Origin of the sequence: Halomonas sp. THAF5a, from assembly GCF_009363755.1 — a bacterium.
Lineage (GTDB): Bacteria > Pseudomonadota > Gammaproteobacteria > Pseudomonadales > Halomonadaceae > Halomonas.
On the sequence record NZ_CP045417.1, the window covers coordinates 273,056 to 293,916 of the forward strand.

Annotated in this window: 19 protein-coding genes; 5 read left to right on the forward strand and 14 right to left on the reverse strand. The window is 68.8% G+C overall.

Annotation, left to right across the window (positions count from 1 at the left end; genetic code table 11):
- Positions 1-101: 101 nt before the first annotated feature.
- Positions 102-563, forward strand: a complete 462-nt coding sequence (locus tag FIU83_RS01220; RefSeq protein ID WP_152482384.1) for a DUF3592 domain-containing protein — start codon at positions 102-104, stop codon at positions 561-563.
- A gap of 12 nt (positions 564-575) precedes the next feature.
- Here the strand turns inward: FIU83_RS01220 and arsH are convergent, their stop codons facing one another.
- Together arsH and FIU83_RS01230 are read right to left on the reverse strand one after the other, a co-directional pair.
- Entirely contained in the window at positions 576-1,295 is a 720-nt protein-coding gene (gene arsH, locus FIU83_RS01225; RefSeq protein WP_152482385.1) for an arsenical resistance protein ArsH, read from the reverse strand.
- A 162-nt stretch (positions 1,296-1,457) separates the two neighbouring features.
- Positions 1,458-3,005, reverse strand: coding sequence for an alkaline phosphatase (locus tag FIU83_RS01230; RefSeq protein ID WP_152482386.1), 1,548 nt, complete (start codon positions 3,003-3,005; stop codon positions 1,458-1,460).
- Positions 3,006-3,467: 462 nt separating this feature from the next.
- Here FIU83_RS01230 and FIU83_RS01235 point away from each other — a divergent pair, with 462 nt between their 5' ends.
- Positions 3,468-4,073 carry a DUF4202 domain-containing protein gene (locus tag FIU83_RS01235; protein WP_152482387.1) on the forward strand — a complete coding sequence of 202 codons (606 nt, stop codon included), beginning with the start codon at positions 3,468-3,470 and terminating at the stop codon, positions 4,071-4,073.
- Between the two features lie 59 nt (positions 4,074-4,132).
- Here the strand turns inward: FIU83_RS01235 and FIU83_RS01240 are convergent, their stop codons facing one another.
- The 3 genes from FIU83_RS01240 to FIU83_RS01250 all read right to left on the reverse strand — a co-directional run bounded on the left by FIU83_RS01240 (position 4,133) and on the right by FIU83_RS01250 (position 7,123).
- A complete protein-coding gene (locus FIU83_RS01240; protein WP_152482388.1) occupies positions 4,133-4,501 on the reverse strand; it encodes a DUF6746 family protein in 369 nt (122 codons plus the stop codon).
- A 75-nt stretch (positions 4,502-4,576) separates the two neighbouring features.
- Positions 4,577-5,683 carry a C45 family peptidase gene (locus FIU83_RS01245; protein ID WP_152482389.1) on the reverse strand — a complete coding sequence of 369 codons (1,107 nt, stop codon included), beginning with the start codon at positions 5,681-5,683 and terminating at the stop codon, positions 4,577-4,579.
- A gap of 183 nt (positions 5,684-5,866) precedes the next feature.
- The gene (locus tag FIU83_RS01250) at positions 5,867-7,123 is read right to left on the reverse strand and encodes a dicarboxylate/amino acid:cation symporter (RefSeq protein WP_152482390.1); all 1,257 of its coding nucleotides are present in this window, start codon (positions 7,121-7,123) and stop codon (positions 5,867-5,869) included.
- Between the two features lie 310 nt (positions 7,124-7,433).
- On the opposite strand from FIU83_RS01250, the gene FIU83_RS01255 reads away from it, so the two are divergent.
- Positions 7,434-8,642, forward strand: coding sequence for an ABC transporter substrate-binding protein (locus tag FIU83_RS01255; RefSeq protein ID WP_152485204.1), 1,209 nt, complete (start codon positions 7,434-7,436; stop codon positions 8,640-8,642).
- 93 nt (positions 8,643-8,735) lie between these two features.
- Here the strand turns inward: FIU83_RS01255 and FIU83_RS01260 are convergent, their stop codons facing one another.
- From FIU83_RS01260 to FIU83_RS01295, 8 genes are all read right to left on the reverse strand, one after another.
- Positions 8,736-10,037: a branched-chain amino acid ABC transporter permease gene (locus FIU83_RS01260; protein ID WP_152482391.1), complete on the reverse strand. Its 1,302-nt coding sequence runs from the start codon at positions 10,035-10,037 to the stop codon at positions 8,736-8,738.
- Positions 10,037-11,041: a branched-chain amino acid ABC transporter permease gene (locus FIU83_RS01265; protein WP_152482392.1), complete on the reverse strand. Its 1,005-nt coding sequence runs from the start codon at positions 11,039-11,041 to the stop codon at positions 10,037-10,039. The genes FIU83_RS01260 and FIU83_RS01265 overlap by 1 nt, the downstream gene beginning before the upstream one ends.
- Before the next feature lie 34 nt (positions 11,042-11,075).
- Positions 11,076-11,780, reverse strand: coding sequence for an ABC transporter ATP-binding protein (locus FIU83_RS01270; protein WP_152482393.1), 705 nt, complete (start codon positions 11,778-11,780; stop codon positions 11,076-11,078).
- Positions 11,781-11,862: 82 nt separating this feature from the next.
- A complete protein-coding gene (locus FIU83_RS01275) occupies positions 11,863-12,630 on the reverse strand; it encodes an ABC transporter ATP-binding protein (protein ID WP_152482394.1) in 768 nt (255 codons plus the stop codon).
- A gap of 60 nt (positions 12,631-12,690) precedes the next feature.
- Entirely contained in the window at positions 12,691-14,136 is a 1,446-nt protein-coding gene (locus tag FIU83_RS01280) for a sodium-dependent transporter (RefSeq protein WP_152482395.1), read from the reverse strand.
- 129 nt (positions 14,137-14,265) lie between these two features.
- Positions 14,266-14,595 (reverse strand): hypothetical protein, encoded by a 330-nt coding sequence (locus FIU83_RS01285; RefSeq protein ID WP_152482396.1) that lies wholly within the window; start codon positions 14,593-14,595, stop codon positions 14,266-14,268.
- 139 nt (positions 14,596-14,734) lie between these two features.
- A complete protein-coding gene (gene typA, locus FIU83_RS01290) occupies positions 14,735-16,561 on the reverse strand; it encodes a translational GTPase TypA (protein ID WP_152482397.1) in 1,827 nt (608 codons plus the stop codon).
- Between the two features lie 139 nt (positions 16,562-16,700).
- The gene (locus FIU83_RS01295) at positions 16,701-17,240 is read right to left on the reverse strand and encodes a hypothetical protein (protein WP_152482398.1); all 540 of its coding nucleotides are present in this window, start codon (positions 17,238-17,240) and stop codon (positions 16,701-16,703) included.
- Positions 17,241-17,826: 586 nt separating this feature from the next.
- Between FIU83_RS01295 and glnA the strand changes: the two genes are divergently transcribed.
- The gene (gene glnA, locus FIU83_RS01300) at positions 17,827-19,233 is read left to right on the forward strand and encodes a glutamate--ammonia ligase (RefSeq protein WP_152482399.1); all 1,407 of its coding nucleotides are present in this window, start codon (positions 17,827-17,829) and stop codon (positions 19,231-19,233) included.
- 92 nt (positions 19,234-19,325) lie between these two features.
- On the opposite strand, the gene FIU83_RS01305 is transcribed toward glnA, so the two are convergent.
- Positions 19,326-20,039: a ZIP family metal transporter gene (locus FIU83_RS01305; protein WP_152482400.1), complete on the reverse strand. Its 714-nt coding sequence runs from the start codon at positions 20,037-20,039 to the stop codon at positions 19,326-19,328.
- A gap of 147 nt (positions 20,040-20,186) precedes the next feature.
- Between FIU83_RS01305 and FIU83_RS01310 the strand changes: the two genes are divergently transcribed.
- The gene (locus tag FIU83_RS01310; RefSeq protein ID WP_152482401.1) at positions 20,187-20,765 is read left to right on the forward strand and encodes a DUF4124 domain-containing protein; all 579 of its coding nucleotides are present in this window, start codon (positions 20,187-20,189) and stop codon (positions 20,763-20,765) included.
- Positions 20,766-20,861 lie beyond the last annotated feature (96 nt).

The following is a 20,861-nucleotide window of genomic DNA, read 5'->3' on the forward strand; positions in this document are numbered from 1 at the left end:
GCCGGGGCCCTGTGTCGTTGCGGCAGGGGCGCGATCGATGCCTTTGCAACGCCGCCGCCGGCGGCCATGATGGCGGCTCCCTCGATGACCGGAGCCGCGCCATGTCCCCGCTTCCCCTGCTGATCGCCGTCGCTGCCCTGGCCGGTGCCATCCTCTCGGCCCGGGCCGCCTGGCGGCGGCGCAGCGCGAGCCGCTGGCCCGAGGCGACGGCCCGGGTGACCGATACCGCGCTCGAGGAACTCGGCTCGCCGGTGCAGAACCGCGAGAGCCCCGACCAGCCGAGGCGCTACCTGGCGCGGGTGACGATCGTCTATCGGGTCGGCGGCCGGGAGGTCGCCTCGGACAACGGCCGCTTCGACGGCGCGCCGACCTTCCCGGGGCGCGAGCAGGCCGAGGCGTATCTCGCCGACTACCCGCCCGGCCGTACCCTGACCATCCGCCACGACCCGGCCGAGCCTGCCCGTGCCCTCATCGGTGCGGCGCGCCTGCCGACCCGGCGCCTCGGCCTGGCGCTCTTCCTGCTGGGCGTGGCCGTCGCCGCCCTGTGGCTCGCCTGGCGCTGAGCGCCGTGGCGCTCAGATCGCCCGCTGGTTGACCCGCGCCGAGAGTTCGGCGGCGCTCTCCTTGCGCTCGGAGTAGCGGTCGACCAGGGCGTCGGTGCGGCCGCGCACCAGCCAGGTGAACTTCACCAGCTCCTCCATCACGTCGACGATGCGGTCGTAGTAGGGGGAGGGGCGCATGCGGTCCTGCTCGTCGAATTCCAGGTAGGCCTTGGGCACCGAGGACTGGTTGGGGATGGTCAGCATGCGCATCCAGCGCCCCAGCACGCGCAGCTGATTGACGCTGTTGAACGACTGGGAGCCGCCGCACACCTGCATCACGGCGAGCGTCTTGCCCTGGGTGGGGCGCACGGCGCCCAGCGAGAGCGGGATCCAGTCGATCTGCGCCTTCATGATGCCGGTCATCGCCCCGTGGCGCTCCGGCGAGCACCACACCATGCCGTCGGCCCAGGCGGCCAGCTCCCTGAGCTCGGCCACCTTGGGGTGGCTGGCCTCCTCGGCGTCGGGCAGCGGGAGCCCGCGGGGATCGAAGATCCGGGGCTCGGCGCCCATGGCGGCCAGCAGCCGTGCGGCCTCCTCCACCGCCAGGCGGCTGAAGCTGCGCTCCCGCAGCGAGCCGTAGAGCAGCAGGATGCGGGGCGGGTGCGTCGGCGCGTCATGCGCGGCGAACGCCTCGGGATCGGGGACGCGAAACAGCGGTCGGTCGATATTGGGCAGGTCGTGCAGCGAAGACATGGTCAGCGAAGGCCCTGAAGCGAAGAGAGGAATGAGTCGCCAGGATATATGTTAATCCATATATGAGCAACGTGCCGTCTCGGCTTCCTGCGCACTTCCCGGTCGGCGCCGCGACAGGGCCTCGTCGCCGTGCCCGGGGCCCGGCGACGAGGCCGCACGCGGTCAGGCGCGCTCGGGCGTCAGCACCTGGGTGTGCAGGGCGCTGCCCGCCGCGTCCATCAGGGTGACGGTCAGCGCCTCGCTCTCGCCGTCCAGATCGACCTGGCCGAAGAACTGGTAGCCATCGGAGGGCGGCAGGTTGGACTGCCCGGCCGGCGGCGCCTTCTGGAAGACCACCTCGGGGCCGAAGGTGGCGTCCAGCTCCCCGGGGCCGAAGGTGCCGGCGTGCAGCGGGCCGCTGACGAACTCCCAGAAGGGCGCGAAATCCTTGAAGGCGGCGCGCTCGGGGGCATAGTGGTGGGCCGCGGTGTAGTGCACGTCGGCGGTCAGCCACACCACGTTGTGGATCGCCTCGTCGCGGATCGCGCGCAGCAGGTCGGCGATCTCCAGCTCGCGCCCCAGGGGCTCGCCGCCGTGGCCGTTGGCGACCGCCTCGAAGTGCTCGCCGTCGCGCACCATCAGCCCGATGGGCATGTCGGCGGCGATGACCTTCCAGGTGGCGGTGGAGCGACGCAGGCCGTCGAGCAGCCAGCGCAGCTGGTCGCGGCCGAGGAAGGTGGCGGCCTCGCCGCCGGCCTGGCGGTTGCGGCTGTTGGCGGCGCGGTGGCTGCGCATGTCGAGCATGAAGACTTCGAGGCCGGGGCCGTAGGCGAAGCGCCGGTGGATGCGTCCGGGGGCGTCGGGCCTCTGGCGCAGCGGCGTGTACTCGAGGAAGGCGCGCCGGGCGCGGGCCGACAGCAGGTCGACGTTCTTCTCGGTGTAGCGGGGGTCGTCGAGGAGCTCCCCCGGGTACCAGTTGTTGACGGTCTCGTGGTCGTCCCACTGGGCGAGCATCGGCACCTCGGCGTTGAAGCGCCGCACGTTGGCGTCCATCAGGTTGTAGGCGTGCTGGCCGCGGAACTCGTCCAGGGTCTCGGCCACCTTGCGCTTCTCCGGGGTGACCAGGTTGCGCCAGGTCTCGCCGTTGGCGAGCGTCACGCGCTCCTCCATGGGGCCGTCGGCATAGACGGTGTCGCCGGAGTGGATGAAGAAGTCGGGGCGCTGGCGGCGCATGGTGGCGTAGGTGGTCATGCCGCCGCGGGACGCGTCGATGCCCCAGCCCTGGCCGGCGGTGTCGCCGGACCAGACGAAGCGCACGTCGCGGCGGGTGGTCGGCGGCAGGCGCAGGCGGCCGGTGATCGGCTCGCTGATGGCTCGGTGGTCGTCCAGGGCGGCGAAGCGCATCCGGTAGTAGGCGGTGTCCAGGTCGCCGAGGCCCGTCACGTCGAGCCTGGCGGTGAGGTCGGTGGCGGGCAGCACCTCGGGGCCCCGAATCTGGCGGGCGCCGCGAAACTCGGGGTTGTCGGCGACCTCCAGCAACAGGCGCGCGGGGCGGTCGGCGCGGGCCCAGAGCATGGCGCGGTCGGCGAGCATATCGCCGCTCATCACGCCGTAGGGCAGCGTGGGGCGCCGGCCCTGGGCCAGCACGATGGACGGGGCGGCCAGGCAGGCGCCGAGGGCGGCACCTCCCTTCAGGCCGAGCTTGATGGCATCGCGACGCGTGATCGTCATGGGGGCTCCTGCACGGGATCGGGAAACGCCGGGTGGGGCGAGGGGCAGATGCAGGATCGGGGCTCTCCATGACAGCGGTGGGTCGACCCCATGACAGGGCGATGATGCGGCGAGCACCCGAGGGCGATGGGCCGTGATGGGGCAGCGGGCGGACAGTCGGTGCCGCCATGGTGCAGGTGCAACGTGGAGCGGGCGGCGCGGCGAGGCGCCGTTTTTCTATAAGCCTTTGTTAAGTAATTAGATTTTCATTTCTGGCGTGCTTTTCGCTTATAGCTTGTCAGGATCGCCATCGGAGTGGCGATGCAACGAGTGAGCTGGCGTGCTCCAACTGGCCCCCTTCCGGGGGCCTTTTTTATGCGCGCGTCCCCCCGGCGGGCGGGCTGGGCGCCGAGCCGGGCGGCCCGGTATGCTGGTGGCGGCGAACCCCACCGACCCGACCCTACTCGACCCAGGAGCACGCCCATGCCTGTCGAATCTCCTCACGACTCTTCCCCGTTCGCGGCGACCCTCGCCGCCCTGGATGCCCTGCACGCCGAGGACGCACGCCGCGTGACGGTGGCGGGAGAGTCGGTGCCCCAGGAGCTGTGGCACGCCGGCCGGATGAGTGCCTGGCTGGAGCGGCTCGAGGCGTCGCCGGACGAGCTGGTGCGCCTGGCGGTGCGCGGCCAGCACCTGCAGCGCTGGGAGGTGCCGCGCAGTGACTATCCCGAGGGGCGCGTGGGCTATCTGACCTGGCGTCGCGACCAGGGACGGCGGGCCGGTGAGACCACCGCGACGCTGATGAGGGAGGCGGGCTACGATGCCGCCGCGGCCGAGCGGGTGGCGACGCTGATCCGCAAGCAGGGGCTGGGGCGCGACCCGGGGGTGCAGGCGGTGGAGGACTGCGCCTGCCTGGTGTTCCTGGAGCACTACTTCGCCGACTTCTCCCGGCAGGTCGACCACGACCACCTGATTCGCATCGTGCAGAAGACCTGGCGGAAGATGTCGCCGGGCGCCCATGCACTGGCCCTCGGCCTGCCGATGAGCGCCGAGGCCCGGGCGCTGGTGGAGGAGGCGCTGGCCGGCTGAGGCACCGGCGCGGCCTCGCGGCCGCCGGGAGCGCGGCCGGAAGCGGGGATGACCGAGGCTCAGTCGGCGGTCAGCGGCCGCGCGGCGTTGAGGTAGGCCATGCCGTTGAGGCGGACGCGCTCGCGGTCGACGCTCTCCGAGCCCAGGTGGACCTCCTCGAGGGAGACGGCCATGGCATCGACCTCGGCGTCGATGCGGGCCAGGGCGTTCTCCAGGGTGTAGGAGAGCTCGTGGACGGTGCCCAGGTCGCGGTTGCTCAGCTCGTCCTTGGCCAGCAGCTCGGTCAGCCGTGCGTTGTATTCGTTGAGATGGGTCAGCGCCTCCTCGAGGGTGCGCGAGGGCTCGCCCGAGAAGTGGTCCGGCCCCTCGGCGTGGGCGGTTGAGGCGAGCAGGCCGGTGCAGAGGGCGGTGAGCAGCAGGTTCTTCATGCGGGCGTCCTTGATGAAAATGAGAATGTATCGCGCCGTTACGTTAGCACCGCTGTCTGCGGTTGACAATCATTGCTATTCGGAATCCTGTCGCGCTTGATCCGGGGCCATGCCGGGGGCATCGCCGAACTGCACCGTCAGGCTCTCGTCGCTCTCGCATGGCTTGCCGTGGCGCAGGGTGAGGCGTCGGCGGGTCAGGTCCATCACCACCGCGAAGAGCGTCTCCATGCGTTCCTCCGCGGGCTGGTCGGGGTTGAAGTGGCGACAGATCGAGAGCGGCGCGTCCTGGTGGTCGGCGAGCAGCGCGAAGAGCTCTCCCTCGCCGATCGTGCCCTGGTGCGTCCTCGTCTCTTCCTGAAGGGCGCCCAGCAGGCGGTCCAGTCGCGCCAGGCGGGGACGGGAGTCGACCCGCGGAAAGTCCTCGACCCCCGCGGCGCCGCCGCCGGCGTAGAGGTGGTTGGTGTGAGTCACCACGCCGTGGCGCGGGGCGAGGACACCGGGTTCGCCGGGGTGCACCTCGAGGCCCAGCGCCCGGCCGTCGCCCTGGGCGACGAGGAAGTGGGCCGGCGAGCAGACCCGGTCGCGACGCGTCACCGCCACGGCGTCGTCCAGGTCGCGGCACTCCAGGATCTTGCGCAGGGCGACGTGGATGGGCAGGCCCTCGCCGCAGGTACGGGAGCGGATGGCGTTGAGGCAGACGCCGAGGCCGTGCTCGTTCATGCCGATCTTGGCCACCATGCCGGCCTCGCCGATGCTGAACAGCGTCGGGGCGTCGTCGCCGCTAATCTCCAGCGCCACCACGTTGTGCAGCTGGTCGCTGCGCCAGTCCCAGTTCTGGGCCAGCCACTGGGTAGGGCCGTGCGTCAGGGCGAAGGCCGAGCAGCCGCCGCTCGCCTGGGTCAGCGAGATCTCGCTGCGGCAGTTGAGGGTCAGGATATCGGCAAGATCGAGGCCCGCGCCCCGGGCGATCCCCTCCATCTCCTCGAGGATCGCCGGGAAGCCGCGCTCGATCATCGGCAGGAAGCGCTCGGCCACGCGGCGCGCCCGGGGCCAGTCGAGGCCCACGAAGTCCCGGAAGAGCCGGTCGTAGACCGCCAGGCTCCGGGTGATCCGCTCGCCATGGGCGCGGCCGTGGGCCTCGCCGATCTCGGCCCGGCTGCCGGTCAGGGGGGTGATATGCATGGAGACCTCGCCACTCGCGGTGCGTCGACAGGATCACTGTAGCACTCGGTGGGGCGGGGGCGTCGCGGCTGGGGTCGTCGCGGCAGGGAAGCGTCGTGAAGGGAAGCGTCGTGGCAGAGGAGCGTCATGGAGGGGGCGGCGCCGGCCGGGGCCGGCGCCGGCCGGGGCCGGCGCCGCCGGGGATCAGCGCTTGTCGGAGGCGTTGTAGACGGCCTCGTCGAGCTCGCCCTCGCTCTTGCCGACCAGGGTGGTGACCATCAGGTCGCCGGCCACGTTGACGCTGGTGCGGGCCATGTCGAGGATGCGGTCGATGCCGGCGATCACGGCGATCGCCTCCAGCGGCAGGCCGATCTGGGCCATGACGATGGAGAGCATCACCAGGCCCGCGCCGGGCACGCCGGCGGTGCCGATGGAGGCCAGGGTGCCGGTCACGATGATCATGCCGTAGTCCATCATGCTGAGCTCGACGCCCAGCAGCTGGGCGATGAACACCGCCACCACGCCCTGGTAGATGGCCGTGCCGTCCATGTTGATGGTGGCGCCCACCGGCAGCACGAAGCCGGCCACGCCCTCGGAGACGCCGAGGTTCTTCTGGGCGCAGCGCAGCGAGACCGGCAGGGTGCCGGAGGAGGAGGCCGAGGAGTAGGCGACCACCAGGGCGTCGAGGATGCCCTTCAGGTAGCGCACCGGGTTGAGGCGGCCGAGCAGCGCCAGCAGGCCCGAGTAGACGATCAGCACGTGCAGCACGCTGGCGAGGTAGGCCACGCCGATCACCTTGGCCAGCGGCAGCAGCACCTCCAGGCCGTAGCTGCCCGAGACGTGGGCGATCAGGCCGAACACGCCGAAGGGGGCGAGGGCCATGACGAAGCTGGTCAGCTTGTACATCGCCTCGGCGAAGCTCTCGAAGACGCGCACGACCGGCTCGCCCTTCTCGCCGATCATGGTCAGCGAGATGCCGAGCCCGATGGCGAAGACGATGATCTGCAGGATATTGCCGCTGGCCAGGGCATCAATGGGGTTCTGGGGCACCAGGCCGACCAGGATCTCCACCAGGCTCGGCGCGTCCTGGGCCTCGACGCCGGACTCGAAGCTCATCGTGAGGCCGACGCCGGGCTGGAAGATCAGCGAGGCGAGCAGGCCGATGGCGATGGCGAAGGCGGTGGTGAGCAGGTAGAGCCCGATGGTTCGGATGCCGATGCGGCCCATCTTCTGCGGGTCGCGCATCGCCGTGATGCCCACCACCAGGGTGGAGAACACCAGCGGCACGATCAGCATCTTGATGGCGCTGATGAAGATGTCACCGATGGGCTTGAAGACGCTGGCGTCCTCGCCCATCAGCGCGCCGGCGAGGATGCCCAGCGCCAGACCGGCGAGGATCTTCTGCCACAGCGGGATGCGCCGCCATACGCCGGTGGAGGCGGTCGTCGAGGGGGTGGTCACGTAGGGACTCCTTTCTATCAAACAGCTTTTATGTGGTGATTGTCGTTCAAGGAGGGCGATTCTACAGAAAGAAAAACCACGAATCCTTATTCAGGCGGCCGGCCCTCGGCACGGGCCGGGGACCCGGTTGCGTTGAAGCGCGCGTGCGAACGCTTAAGCATCGGGACTTCGCCATGGCGATCAATGATTTGCCGGGTACTGGCGGGGGGCGAGCGTTGGTAGCGTCGGCTTGTGTTTTGGGGCTTGGCCTTCCAGATTGGAGGGGTGATTCATGCAGTCCATGATCCGAGCAACCAGAGCGAGACCAACAATCATGAAGAAACGCGTTCTAGCGACGGCGGTAGCGGCGTCCACCCTGGCCCTCTCCGGCATGGCACAGGCCGAGGTCAAGGTCGGCTTCCTGGGGGGCTTCACCGGCGGCATCGAGAGCCTGACGCCGCCGATCTTCGACGGCGCCCAGCTGGCGGTGGAGCAGGTCAATGCGCAGGGCGGCCTGCTGGACGGCCAGGAGCTGGTGATGCCCACCGGCGACACCACCTGCTCCGATGCCTCGGCCGCCTCGAATGCCGCCGACCGCATGGTCAACACCGAGCAGGTCACCGCCATCGTCGGCGCGCTGTGCACCGGGGCGACCATCGCGGCGGCCAACAACGCCGCCGTGCCGGGCGGGGTGACCATGGTCTCGCCGGCCTCCACGGCGCCCGCGGTCACCGACCTCGACGACAACGACCTGGTGTTCCGCACCGTGCCCTCCGACGCCTTCCAGGGCGAGATGCTGGCCAAGCTGCTGATCGACAAGGGCATCGAGGAGGTCGTCGTCACCTACGTCAACAACGACTACGGCCGCGGCCTCTCCGACGCCTTCGCCGCGGCCTTCGAGGCCGAAGGTGGCATGGTGGCCGAGAACCTCGCCCATGAGGACAACCGCGCCGACTATCGCTCGGAACTGGGCACCCTCTCCTCCACCGGCGTGCCGAACCTGGTGGTGCTGGCCTATGCCGACACTTCCGGCCAGACGGTGGTGCGCCAGGCCTACGAGAGCGGCATGTTCACCCAGTACATCGGGGCCGACGGCATGGTCGGCGACAGCCTGGTCGAGGCCATCGGCGCCGACGTGCTCGAGGGCATGATCGCCACCCGTCCGGGCAGCCCGGAGCTGCCGGGTACCGCCATGTTCCAGGACCAGGCCGAGGAGGCCGGCATCGACCCCAGCGCGGTGTTCGCCGCCCAGGCCTACGACGCCGCCTTCCTGCTGGCGCTGGCCATCGAGCAGAACGGCAGTGCCGAGCGCGAGGGGCTCAACGAGGCGCTGCGCAGCGTCGCCAGCGCCCCTGGTGAGGTGATCCTGCCCGGCGAGTGGGAGAAGGCGGTGGAGCTGATCGCCGCCGGCACCGAGATCAACTACGAGGGCGCGTCGGGCACCCATGAGTTCGACGCCAACGGCGACGTGCCGGGCGTGGTGCTGGAGATGGTGGTCGAGGACGGCAGCTTCACCAGCCAGGGCTACGTCGACCTCTGAGCGGCGCGCCCACGCTGCGCAAGGGCGAGTGAACGAAGGCCCCGACGGGTTACCACCCGTCGGGGCCTTTCTGGTGGGCGCGGCCCCTGGCCATCAGGCCACGTGCTTGACCTTCTCCGGCAGCAGCCCCTTCGGCGCGAAGCGCAGCACCAGGGTGATCAGCAGCCCGATCACGAACACCCGGGCCTGCAGCGCCCGACTGTCCATGTTGGTGGGGGCCTCCCAGCCGAAGGCATCCTGGCCGAAGGAGACGGCCAGCTCCATCAAAAACAGCGCCAGCGGTTCGGACATGATCCAGATGATGTAGACCGCCACGGCGCCGAAGATGGTGCCCAGGTTGTTGCCGGGGCCGCCGAGGATGACCATCACCAGCACCAGGAAGGTGTGGTTGAGCGGCAGGTAGCCCTGGGGGTCGAACATGCTGTTGAAGCTCGCCAGGGCGGCGCCGCCGAGGCCCATCAGGATGCAGCCCAGCACGAAGATCTCCAGGCGCCGCCGGTTGATGTCCTTGCCCATGGCGGCGGAGGAGAGCTCGTTGTCGCGGATGGCGCGGATCATCCGTCCCCAGGGGGCGTGATAGGCGCGGCTCAGCAGGAAGAAGATCAGCGCGATCATCACCGCGGTCACCGACAGGTACATCGCCCGGGCCAGGGTGAAGCCGACGGCCTCGGGACCCGGCACCGGCCAGGGCAGCGGCGAGACGGTGGCGGTGCCGCGGGTCAGCCAGTCGGAGTTCTTGAGGAAGGCCTTGATGATCTCGGCGATGCCCAGCGTCGCGATCGCCAGGTAGTCGCTGCGCAGCCCCAGGCAGACCCGGCCGATGAAGAAGCCCACGGCGCCTGCCAGCGCGCCGCCCACGATCCAGCCCACGCCGACCGGCAGGCCCAGCCCGCCGATGAAACCGGCCCGGGACTCGATCTGGTCGGTCACGCCGCGCAGGGCGTTGATCACCACCAGGTAGAGCACCACCCCGAGCACCACGGCGATGAGGGTGCGCAGCTTCCGGGGCACGCCGAGCCGGTCGAGGCGGGTGGCGCCGAACACCACCAGCACGGCGGCCACCATGGCGAGCAGCACCAGGCCGAGCTCGCCGGGCAGCTCGCTCTCCCAGAAGGCCTCGTTGACCGGGATGCTGAAGAACATGGCGCTGAAGCCCCCCAGCGCCACGAAGCCCATCACCCCGGCGTTGAACTGGCCCGCGTAGCCCCACTGGATGGTCAGGCCCAGGGCCAGGATGGCGTAGCACGAGGCTTCCACCAGCATGCGAGTGCTGTAGGCGCCGCCCATCACGGCATAGACCCCCACCACGGCCACCAGCAGGGCGATGAAGAGGCCGGCCTCGCGCAGCGGGAAGCGGCTCGGGGCGGCGACGATATCCGCGCGTTTGGTTTCCATCAGATCACCTTGCCCTTGAAGATGCCGGTGGGACGCCACACCAGGATGACGACCAGGATGAAGAAGGGCACCACGATCTTGTACTCGGTGCCGACGAAGGCGAGGTTGCCGGCCTGGGTCAGCCACTCCGGCAGGCTGTCGCGGAAGGGCCTGAGCAGCACGCTCCAGTTGAACACCGCCAGGGTTTCGGCGAAGCCCACCACGAAGCCGCCGGCCACCGCCCCGAAGGGGTGGCCGACGCCGCCGACGATGGCGGCGGCGAAGATCGGCAGCAGCAGGAAGAAGCTGAGGTCGGGCTTGAAGGTGACGTCCAGCGACAGCAGGGTGCCGGCGATGGCGGCCAGGCCACCGGCGATCACCCAGGTCACGGCGACGATGGTGTTGGTGTTGATGCCCGAGGCCTGGGCCAGGTCGGGGTTGTCGGACATGGCGCGCATCGCCTTGCCGAGCCGCGAACGGGTCAGGAAGAGGTGCAGGCCCACCACGGCGACGAGGGTGATCACGAAGAGGTAGAGCTGGGGCTCGGTGATCACCACCGGCGCCCGCACCCCCTCGAAGGGCAGGGCGAGGCGGAAGATCTCCTTGCGGTCGTCGACGTAGAGGCTCGACCCGCCGGTGCCCGAGAACAGCCGGATCAGCCCCTGCAGCATCAGGGTCACCCCCAGCGAGCCGATCACCAGCACGATGGGCTTGACCCCGTGGGCGCGCAGCGGCTTGTAGAAGGCGCGGTCGATGCCCACCGCCAGCAGCGCGGTGAGCGCCATGGCCACCGGCAGCAGCACCACGGCGGCCGGCATGCCGAAGGCCGCCCCGGCGCCCGGGAAGGCGCTGGCCAGCAGCAGCACCATGAAGGCGCCGAAGGTCATCATGTCGCCGTGGGCGAAGTGGGCGAAGCGCATGATGCTGAAGATCAGCGTCACGCCCACCGCGCCGATGGCGTAGATCGAGCCGGTCACGCTGCCGGCGATCACCACGTTGTTGATAAAGAAGACCAGTTCATTCACGTCGATACTCTCCCACCTTCTCTGACCTTCCGGGCTAGCCGCCCAGGAAGCTCTTGGCCACGTCCGGGTCGGCCAGCAGGGCGGCCCCGGTATCGGTGAAGCGATTCTGGCCGGCGGCCAGCACGAAACCCTTGTCGGCGATGCCGAGCGCCTGCTTGGCGTTCTGCTCGACCATCAGGATGCCCACGCCGGCCGAGTTGACCAGCTTCACCTGCTCGAAGATCTCGTTCATGTAGAGCGGCGAGAGGCCGGCGGTCGGCTCGTCGAGCAGCAGCAGGCTGGGCTCGGCCATCAGCGCCCGGCCCATGGCCACCATCTGGCGCTGGCCGCCGGAGAGCTCGCCGGCCGGCTGGTGGCGCTTCTCGTGGAGCGGCGGGAAGAAGTCGTACACCTGGGCCAGCATGCGCTTGACGTTGCCCGGCTTGAGGAAGGCGCCCATCTCCAGGTTCTCCTTCACCGTCAGGCTCGGGAAGACGTTGTTCTCCTGGGGCACGAAGCCCATTCCCTTCTGCACCAGCTTGTTGGGGGGCAGGTTGTGGATCGGCTCGCCGCGCAGCAGGATCTCGCCCTGACTGACGTGGAGCAGGCCGAAGACGGCCTTGAGCATGGTGGACTTGCCGGCCCCGTTGGGGCCGACGATCACGCCGATCTGGTCGGACTCGATGGCCATGTCCACCCCGTTGAGGATGTTCATGCCGCCGTAGCCACCGTGCACGTCGCGTGCGTCGAGTAATGGCATGGTCAGTCGTTCTCTGCGTTCGTTATCGTTATTGGTGGCGCCCGGTGAAGCGCCGAGCCCCGGGGCGGCCTCGAGGCGCCGGTCAGCTCGCGGCACCGAAGTAGGCCTCGATGACCTCGGGGTTGTTCTGGATCTCCTCGATGCTGCCCTCGACCATCACGCTGCCCTGGGCCAGCACGATCACCGGGTCGCACAGCCGGGCGATCATGTCCATGTCGTGCTCGATGACCAGGAAGGTGTAGCCCATCTCGCGATTGAGGCGCTCGATGTTGGTGACCAGGTCGCCGAGCAGGGTGCGGTTGACCCCGGCGGCGATCTCGTCGAGCAGCACCACCCGGGCGTCGGTCATCATGGTGCGGCCGAGTTCGAGGAGCTTCTTCTGGCCGCCGGAGAGGTTGCCGGCGAGCTCGTTGCGCACGTGGTACAGGCCGACGAAGTCGATCACCTCCAGCGCCCGGCGGCGCACCTCGGCCTCCTCGCTCTTGACCAGGCCCGGCGTGAACCAGGCGGCGAACAGGTTCTCGCCGGACTGTGCCGGCGGCACCATCATCAGGTTCTCCAGGGCCGTCAGGTGGGAGAACTCGTGGGCGATCTGGAAGGTGCGCAGCAGCCCCTGGTGGAAGAGCGCGTTGGCCGGCTGGTTGGTGATGTCGTCGCCGTCGAGCAGGATCCGACCGCTGTCCAGCGGCAGGGCCCCGGCGATGATGTTGAACAGCGTCGACTTGCCGGCCCCGTTGGGGCCGATCAGGCCGGTGACCGAGCCCTTCTCCACCTGGATCGAGCAGTCATTGATGACCTTGAGGCCCCCGAAGGCCTTGTTGACGTGCTGTACATCGATGATGGCAGCCATGGCGGATTCCGTTGGTTGTTGTTGTGACGTCTCGGCGCCGAGGTTCCCGTTCTCGGGCGCCTACTGCTGCTGACTGTCGTCGGCGAGGAAGGTGCGACCCGCGGCGAAGGCGCCGACGATCACCACCGCGCCGATGGCCGGGATCAGGTAGCCCTCCACCTGGGGGATGCTGCGCAGGAAGACGAAGGCCACGGCCGCCGGCGCCACGAAGCGTACCAGGAAGCGCCAGATGCGGAACCAGCGCTCGTTGGTATGCATCTCCCTCATCACCTCGGAGTGGGTCAGCGCCCAGCCGGCGAACAGCGCGATCATCAGGCCGCCGAGCGGCATGAAGATGTTGGTCAGCATCTCGATGAAGCCGAAGGCGCTGCGCCCGAACAGGGTGTGGAAGAGGGTGCCCTCGGCCCAGAGGTTGAAGCTGACCACAGTGAGCAGGCCCAGCGCCCAGCTGGCGATGACCATCAGGACCACGGCCTGGGGGCGGGTCAGGTCGAAGCGCTCGACCAGGAAGGCCGCCACCGGCTCGATCAGCGAGATCGACGAGCTGATCGCCGCGCCCAGCACCAGGACGAAGAAGACCCCGCCGACCAGGGCGCCGCCCGGCATCTCGGCGAAGGCCAGCGGCAGGGTGACGAACATCAGGCCGGGGCCCTCGCCGGGGTTCAGGCCGGAGCCGAAGACCAGCGAGAAGATCGCCAGGCCCGCCACCATGGCCACCGCGGTATCGACCAGGGCGATCGCGAAGGCGGTGCGGGTCAGCGAGGACTCGCCCGGCATGTAGGCGCCGTAGGCCATGATCGCGCCCATGCCGAGGCTCAGGGTGAAGAACGACTGTCCCATCGCCTCCAGCCAGCCCTCGAGGCTCAGGTCCGCCAGGTTGAAGGTGAACAGGAAGCTCGCCGCGGCGCCGATGTCGCCGACCACGGCGCCATAGCCCAGCACCACCAGCAGGATCACGAACAGCGACGGCATCAGCAGGCGCAGGCCCGCCTCGATGCCCTTGTGGATGCCGAGGCCAACGATCAGCGCCGAGGCGGCGATGAACAGGGTGTGGTAGAGGGTCAGCAGCGTCGGCGAGGCGAGCAGCGCATCGAAGCGCTGGCCGGCCCCGGCGGCGTCGATCTCGGCCAGCCCGCCGGTCAGCATCAGCCCGGTGTAGTGGATCGCCCAGCCGGCGATCACCGAGTAGAAGCTCAGGATCAGGAAGGCCGAGGCGGCCCCCAGCCAGCCGATCGATTCCCAGGCGCGGGAGGTCTGGTGGGTGCGAGTGAGAAAGCGCATGCCCATGATCGGGCTGCGCCGGCTGTTGCGGCCCAGCATGATCTCCGCGATCAGGATCGGAATGCCCACGGCGAAGATGGTCAGGGCGTAGACCAGGATGAAGGCCCCCCCGCCGTTCTCGCCGGTCAGGTAGGGGAAGCGCCAGAGGTTGCCCAGCCCGACGGCCGAGCCGACGGCGGCCAGCAGGAAGGTGCCCTTGTGGGTCCAGACGTTATGCGTGCTCATGGGAATCCGGGATTGCCTTGATGGGCCTTGTGAGCCTGTGCCGCCAACTTTGCGGCACGAGGGCCTGGCTGGCTAGTCGGCCAGCGTTTAGGAGACGTTGGCGGTGGCCGGTAGCCACCGCCGTCGGGATCAGTCTTGCGACTCGTCCGGCTCCTCCGACTCCTCGGGGTGGCGAGGCTCGAGGGCGCGGAAGGCGTCGGGCAGGCGCACCGTGTCGCCCAGTGCCAGGTCGCCGGCGGCCTGCTGGCGCCGCCCGTTGTCGTCGGCGATCAGCGCCACCACCTCGCCGATGTTGGTCTCCTCGACCCGCGCCTCGACCCGTACCCGGACGGTGAACCCCCGGTAGCTGGCCGAGAGGATGCTGCCGCGCTGGGGCGGACGGTAGTCGTCGGGATGGTCGGCGTAGTAGTCCAGGACGCTCCTCTCGCCGGGATCGTCCCATTCCACGTGCTTGTGCATGACGGCACTCCTTGGGTGGGTGAGCTCGGCCTCCGGCCTGCCCATCACAGCATAGCCGTCGCCGGGGCGCGGGGCCGAACGCGGTGGCCACAAACGACAGAGCCCGCCGATGGGCGGGCTCTGTCGGCGGCGGGCCGGCTTACTTCTTGCTGGCGCGCTTGCGCTCGTTCTCGGTCAGGTGCTTCTTGCGCAGCCGGATGTGGTTCGGGGTGATCTCGACCAGCTCGTCGTCATCGAGGAACTCGATGGCCTGCTCCAGGGTGAAGCGAACCGGCGGCGTGAGCACCAGGTTCTCGTCGTTGCCGGAGGCGCGCATGTTGTCGAGCTTCTTGGCCTTGGTAGGATTCACCACCATGTCCTCGGCGCGGTTGTTGATGCCCACCAGCATGCCCTCGTAGACCTCGGTGCCGTGCTCGATGATCAGCTTGCCGCGATCCTGCAGAGCGAACAGGGCGTAGGCCAGGGCCTTGCCGGAGACCATGGAGACCAGCACGCCGTTGCGACGCTCCACCGAGGCGTCCGGCTTGAGCGAGCCGTAGTGGTCGAAGCGGCTGGTGAGGATGCCGGTGCCGGAGGTCAGGGTCAGGAACTGGCCGCGGAAGCCGATCAGCCCACGCGCCGGGATGATGAAGTCCAGGCGCACGCGGCCCTTGCCGTCCGGGTTCATGTTCTTGAGCTCGCCCTTGCGGTAGCCGAGCTCTTCCATGATGGAGCCCTGGTGCTGCTCCTCGCAGTCGATGATCACTTCCTCGTAGGGCTCCTGCTTCTCCCCGTCGATCTCGCGGATGATCACCTCGGGACGCCCCACGGCCAGCTCGAAGCCCTCGCGGCGCATGCTCTCGATCAGCACCGAGAGGTGCAGCTCGCCGCGCCCGGAGACGATGAACTTCTCGGGGCTGTCGCCCTGCTCGACGCGCAGCGCCACGTTGTGGATCAGCTCCTGCTCGAGGCGATCCTTGATGTTGCGGCTGGTGACGAACTTGCCGTCCTTGCCGGCGAAGGGCGAGTCGTTGACCTGGAAGGTCATGGAGACGGTCGGCTCGTCGACGGTCAGCGCCGGCAGCGCCTCGACGGCGGCCGGGTCGCACAGGGTATCGGAGATCGCCAGGGCGTCGATGCCGGTGATGCAGACGATGTCGCCGGCGGTGGCCTCGTCGGTCTGCACCCGCTCCAGGCCCAGGTGGGTCATCACCTGGCCGATCTTGCCGCGGCGCTCCTGGCCTTCCTTGCTGACCACGGTGACCTGCTGGTTCGGCTTGACGCTGCCGCGGGTGATGCGGCCCAGGCCGATGACGCCGACGTAGCTGTTGTAGTCCAGCGCCGAGACCTGCATCTGGAAGGGACCGTCGAGCTCGACCTTGGGCGGCTCGACGATGTCGATGATCGACTGGAACATCGGCGTCATGTCCTCGGCCAGCTGGTCCGGTTCGGGACCCGCGATGCCGTTGAGGGCCGAGCAGTAGATGATCGGGAAGTCGAGCTGCTCGTCGCTGGCGCCGAGGTTGTCGAACAGGTCGAAGATCTGGTCGATGACGTAGTCAGGGCGCGCGCCGGGGCGGTCGATCTTGTTGACCACGACGATCGGCTTCAGGCCCTGGTCGAAGGCCTTCTGGGTCACGAAGCGGGTCTGGGGCATCGGGCCGTCGACGGCGTCGACCAGCAGCAGCACGGAGTCGACCATCGACATCACGCGCTCGACCTCGCCGCCGAAGTCGGCGTGTCCGGGGGTGTCGACGATGTTGATGTGGTAGTCCTGGCCGTCGGGGGCCTGCCAGCGGATCGCCGTGTTCTTGGCCAGGATGGTGATGCCGCGCTCCTTCTCCTGGTCGTTGGAGTCCATGATCCGCTCCTGCCCCTCGGCCTTGCGGTCGAGAGTGCCGGACTGGCTGAGCAGTTTGTCGACCAGGGTGGTCTTGCCGTGGTCGACGTGAGCGATGATGGCGATGTTGCGAAGATTCTCGATCACGACGGGATCCTGCTGACAAAATTGGGGGCGCATTATAGGGGCAGGGCGATGACGGCTACCAGCTTTGTCGCCGTGAATCTTCCGTCACGACCAGATATCAGTGGCTTGGAACGGGCCGAAAGGGCCGCCAGCGGGCGCTTCAGGCCTCGATGGCGGTGACGCGCGCCTGGCAGGCATGCAGCCGCGCGATCAGGTCGGGCAGGGCCTCGGCGTCCAGCGAGGGGTCGCAGCCGCCGATGCGCTCGAACCAGGCGCGGGAGACGCAGAGGGTATCGGTGAGGGCGCGGTGGCGCAGGCGCTGCCAGAACAGCGACAGCCGGTTGGGGCGGCCGGCCGTCAGCACCACGGCGTCCCGGACGTGGTGTTCGACCTCGGCCAGGGTGTCCACCAGCCAGGCCGGCGAGAGGGGGCGCCCCGGGGCCGGAAACAGCAGCGCCTGGCCCTGGCTGTGGGCCACCACGGTGTTGAGGCGGTCACCGAGCGGGGTCCCCTCGGTGGCGATCAGGTGGACGTCGTGGCGAGTGGCCAGGCGGTGCAGGCGCGCATCGCCGGTATCGTCGGCCAGCAGCACCTCGAGGTGCAGGTCGCGGCGCTGTCGCAGGGGCCTCAGCGCCGCCAGGCGTCGCGGCAGGCCGGCACCCGAGGCGCGGGCATCGAGGAGGATGCTGCAGACGATCATGCTCGGGTCGGCTCCCCTGGTTGGGCGCTGGGCGTCGGAATGGCGCTCACTCCAGAACCCGCGCCACCCCTCCGGGGGGTCGCGCCACCCCGGGCCGGCGCCGTCATGTAAACGAGTGTAGTTTTTGGTGTTAACACGTATCAACGGACGCCGGACTGATATTTCTGTGTTGCCAAGCTGACCTTCCGACTGTCGCCCGCATGAGAGAGGTCATGGCGGCAAGGGAGCGCGAGGTGACAGAGGACGCTTGCTTGCTTCAATGCGGTGCAACTGGCGATCTAGCTGCACGCAAATGGTGCGGAAGGGGGCGAGGCACGCCACGCCGATGGCCCGGGTTGCGATTCTGGTGCACGGAAGGTGGCAGGAAGTTTTGATAAAGCTTCATTTTTATCAATGGGTTATGGGCAGGGTGTCGTGAGATGGTGCAAGATTGGCACGCACCCTGCATTCCTCTTGGCAGGCCATGCGGCGGCATCGTGGCCGTGGGCACCGGCCCGACGACATGCTACAACGTCGTGGGAACCGGCCCGCACCACGGCCCCGCCACCGCTCCAGCTTTTCAGCCCAGCTCACTGTGGAGGACCTCATGTCCGAGAAGACGCTCGCCCTGATTGAAGAACATGACGTGAAGTGGATCGACCTGCGCTTCACCGACACCAAAGGCAAGGAACAGCACGTCACCATTCCGGCCCGTGACGTCGACGAGGAGTTCTTCGAGAACGGCCAGATGTTCGACGGCTCCTCCATCTCCGGCTGGAAGGGCATCAACGAGTCCGACATGATCCTGCGCCCGGAAGACGGCACCGGCTTCCTCGACCCCTTCACCGAAGATGCCACCCTGATCCTGCGCTGCGACATCATCGAGCCGGCCACCATGCAGGGCTATGAGCGTGATCCGCGCTCCATCGCCAAGCGCGCCGAGGCCTACCTGCAGTCCTCCGGCCTGGGCGACACCGCCTTCTTCGGCCCGGAGCCCGAGTTCTTCATCTTCGACGAGGTGCACTGGAAGGCCGACATCGAAGGCGCCATGTACAAAATCACCTCCGAGGAGGGCGCCTGGGCCACCGACCGCCAGGTCGAGGGCGGCAACCTGGCGCACCGTCCGCGGGTCAAGGGCGGCTACTTCCCGGTGCCCCCGGTCGACAGCTTCCACGACATCCGTGGCGCCATGTGCAACACCCTCGAGGCCATCGGTCAGACCGTCGAGGTGCACCACCATGAGGTCGCCAACGCCGGCCAGAACGAGATCGGCGTCAAGTTCAACACCCTGGTGAAGAAGGCCGACGAACTTCAGGAAATGAAGTACGTGGTGCACAACGTCGCCCACGCCTACGGCAAGACGGCCACCTTCATGCCCAAGCCGCTGGTCGGCGACAACGGCTCCGGTATGCACGTCCACCAGTCCTTCTGGAAGGACGGCCAGAACCAGTTCGCCGGCGACGAGTACGCGGGCCTCTCCGAGATGGCGCTCTACTACATCGGCGGCATCATCAAGCACGCCCGTGCCCTGAACGCCTTCACCAACGCCTCCACCAACTCCTACAAGCGTCTGGTGCCGGGCTTCGAGGCGCCGGTCATGCTGGCCTACAGCGCCCGCAACCGCTCCGCCTCCATCCGCATTCCCTACACCGCGAGCCCCAAGGGCAAGCGCGTCGAGGCTCGTTTCCCCGACCCGACCGCCAACCCCTACCTGTGCTTCGCGGCGATGCTGATGGCCGGCATCGACGGCATTAAGAACAAGATCCATCCTGGCGACGCCATGGACAAGAACCTCTATGACCTGCCGCCGGAAGAGGGCAAGTCCATCCCGACCGTCGCCGAGAGCCTGGACCAGGCCCTCGAGGCGCTGGACGCCGACCGCGCCTTCCTGACCGAGGGTGGCGTCTTCACCGACGACATGATCGATGCCTACATCGAGCTGCTCGAGGAAGACGTGGAGCGCCTGCGCATGACCACTCATCCGGTCGAGTTCGACATGTACTACAGCTGCTGAGCCCGCGGCGCCCCGGCGCCGCCCTCCGCATCGCAAGAGGCACGCCCCGGGCGTGCCTCTTTTTTATGCGAGTCGCCGCCGGTCGCAGCGGGTCAATCGAGCAGCATATGGCCGACGAGGCCCAGCGCGAAGCCGAGTACCGCGCCCAGGGGCGGCCCCCAGTGGCGCTCGAGCCTGGCCTGGGGCGCGAGGTCCTGGAACACCGAATAGAGGATGCCGCCGGCGGCGAACAGCATGATCATCGCCACTGCCGTGGGGTAGGGCGCCAGCCACAGGAAACCGCCCAGCCCGGCCAGCGGCCCCAGCCAGGCCATGGCGAAGAACAGGCCGATCAGCCGCCGGCTGGTGTAGGGGGTGGAGCGGCGCAGCTCGTGGTAGGCGTTGAAGCCCTCGGGCAGGTTCTGCAGGGCCATCAGGCCGGCGAGCAGCAGGCTGCCGCTGCTGCCGTGGGCGAAGGCCGCGCCCAGGGCCAGGGCCTCGGGCACGAAGTCCGCCAGCATGGCGGCCAGCTGGCTGGCCGAGGTGCCGCTGCGGTTGAGGGCGATGTCCAGGGCCATGAACGCCATCCCGCCGGCCACGAAGCAGGCCGTGGCGGTGGCGATATCGAGGGCCGGCAGGCTGTCCGGCACCAGCACCAGCGCCACGGCGGAGAGCAGGGCCCCGCCGCCGAAGGCGATGATACCGTGGCGCAGCTCGTTCTCGAGCCAGTCGATCGGGATGCACTCCACCCGCGCCAACCAGGCGCCCAGGGGCATCGCCATGCCGGCCATCAGGGTGAGGACGATTACCGTCTGCCAGGCGTCCATGCCGCGTCTCCTCTCGTCATCGGGCCGTGTCATCCCCGGCCTCGGCGTCAATGTCGCCCGGAAACGCTATCCGCGTTCCTCGGGGGCGGCTTCTAGGCTAGTCTTGCATCATAAAGGGAAACCCATCGGCAACGCAGGAATCGGCGCATGAACAAGGCACTGGCCATGGTGGCGCTGGGGCTGTCGTTGAGCCTGGCGGCTCACGCCCAGACCATCTACCGCACCACCGACGCCCAGGGCAACGTGGTCTTCACCGACAACCCCGACGGCGGCGGCGAGGCGGTGACCCTCGACCCGCTCACCGTGGTGCCGAGCCCCGGCGAGACGGCGGGCATGGCGCCCGCGGTGCAAGGAGCGCAGGGCGCGCCCGAGGCGGCGGCGCCGGGGCAGCCGTTCATGCCCTACGATCGCTTCGGCATCCTCTCGCCCGGCCAGGAGGAGACCCTGCCCACCGGCGCGGCCGGCAACGTCCAGGTGACTCTTGGCATCCAACCCGAGCTGCGCGAGGACCATCGGGTGCGCCTGCTGGTGGATGGCCGGGTCAGCCAGACGGCCATGCATACCGATACCTTCCTGCTCAACAACCTCCCGCGCGGCGAGCACGTGCTCCAGGCCGAGCTGCTGGACGGCAGCGGGGCGGTGCGCCACCGCAGCTCGCCGGTGACCCTCTACGTGCAGCGGGCCAGCGTCAATCTCCCCCGCAACCCCAACAACCCGAGCGGTTAGCTCACCCCTCGCCGGACACATCGGCCGCCGTGTCCGGACGGCACCCATCGGCCCTGTCGCGAGCCTGTGCCTCGCGACGATGGGCGCTTCGACGCC

What these genes read in the sequence shown, in the direction of transcription:
- FIU83_RS01275 (WP_152482394.1), bottom strand. Translation starts at nt 12,630, where the DNA reads ATGGCTGCCATCATCGATGTACAGCACGTCAACAAGGCCTTCGGGGGC.
- FIU83_RS01220 (WP_152482384.1), top strand. Translation starts at nt 102, where the DNA reads ATGTCCCCGCTTCCCCTGCTGATCGCCGTCGCTGCCCTGGCCGGTGCC.
- FIU83_RS01245 (WP_152482389.1), bottom strand. Translation starts at nt 5,683, where the DNA reads ATGCATATCACCCCCCTGACCGGCAGCCGGGCCGAGATCGGCGAGGCC.
- FIU83_RS01285 (WP_152482396.1), bottom strand. Translation starts at nt 14,595, where the DNA reads ATGCACAAGCACGTGGAATGGGACGATCCCGGCGAGAGGAGCGTCCTG.
- FIU83_RS01240 (WP_152482388.1), bottom strand. Translation starts at nt 4,501, where the DNA reads ATGAAGAACCTGCTGCTCACCGCCCTCTGCACCGGCCTGCTCGCCTCA.
- FIU83_RS01270 (WP_152482393.1), bottom strand. Translation starts at nt 11,780, where the DNA reads ATGCCATTACTCGACGCACGCGACGTGCACGGTGGCTACGGCGGCATG.
- FIU83_RS01305 (WP_152482400.1), bottom strand. Translation starts at nt 20,039, where the DNA reads ATGGACGCCTGGCAGACGGTAATCGTCCTCACCCTGATGGCCGGCATG.
- FIU83_RS01230 (WP_152482386.1), bottom strand. Translation starts at nt 3,005, where the DNA reads ATGACGATCACGCGTCGCGATGCCATCAAGCTCGGCCTGAAGGGAGGT.
- FIU83_RS01280 (WP_152482395.1), bottom strand. Translation starts at nt 14,136, where the DNA reads ATGAGCACGCATAACGTCTGGACCCACAAGGGCACCTTCCTGCTGGCC.
- glnA (WP_152482399.1), top strand. Translation starts at nt 17,827, where the DNA reads ATGTCCGAGAAGACGCTCGCCCTGATTGAAGAACATGACGTGAAGTGG.
- FIU83_RS01295 (WP_152482398.1), bottom strand. Translation starts at nt 17,240, where the DNA reads ATGATCGTCTGCAGCATCCTCCTCGATGCCCGCGCCTCGGGTGCCGGC.
- FIU83_RS01235 (WP_152482387.1), top strand. Translation starts at nt 3,468, where the DNA reads ATGCCTGTCGAATCTCCTCACGACTCTTCCCCGTTCGCGGCGACCCTC.
- FIU83_RS01310 (WP_152482401.1), top strand. Translation starts at nt 20,187, where the DNA reads ATGAACAAGGCACTGGCCATGGTGGCGCTGGGGCTGTCGTTGAGCCTG.
- arsH (WP_152482385.1), bottom strand. Translation starts at nt 1,295, where the DNA reads ATGTCTTCGCTGCACGACCTGCCCAATATCGACCGACCGCTGTTTCGC.
- FIU83_RS01260 (WP_152482391.1), bottom strand. Translation starts at nt 10,037, where the DNA reads ATGGAAACCAAACGCGCGGATATCGTCGCCGCCCCGAGCCGCTTCCCG.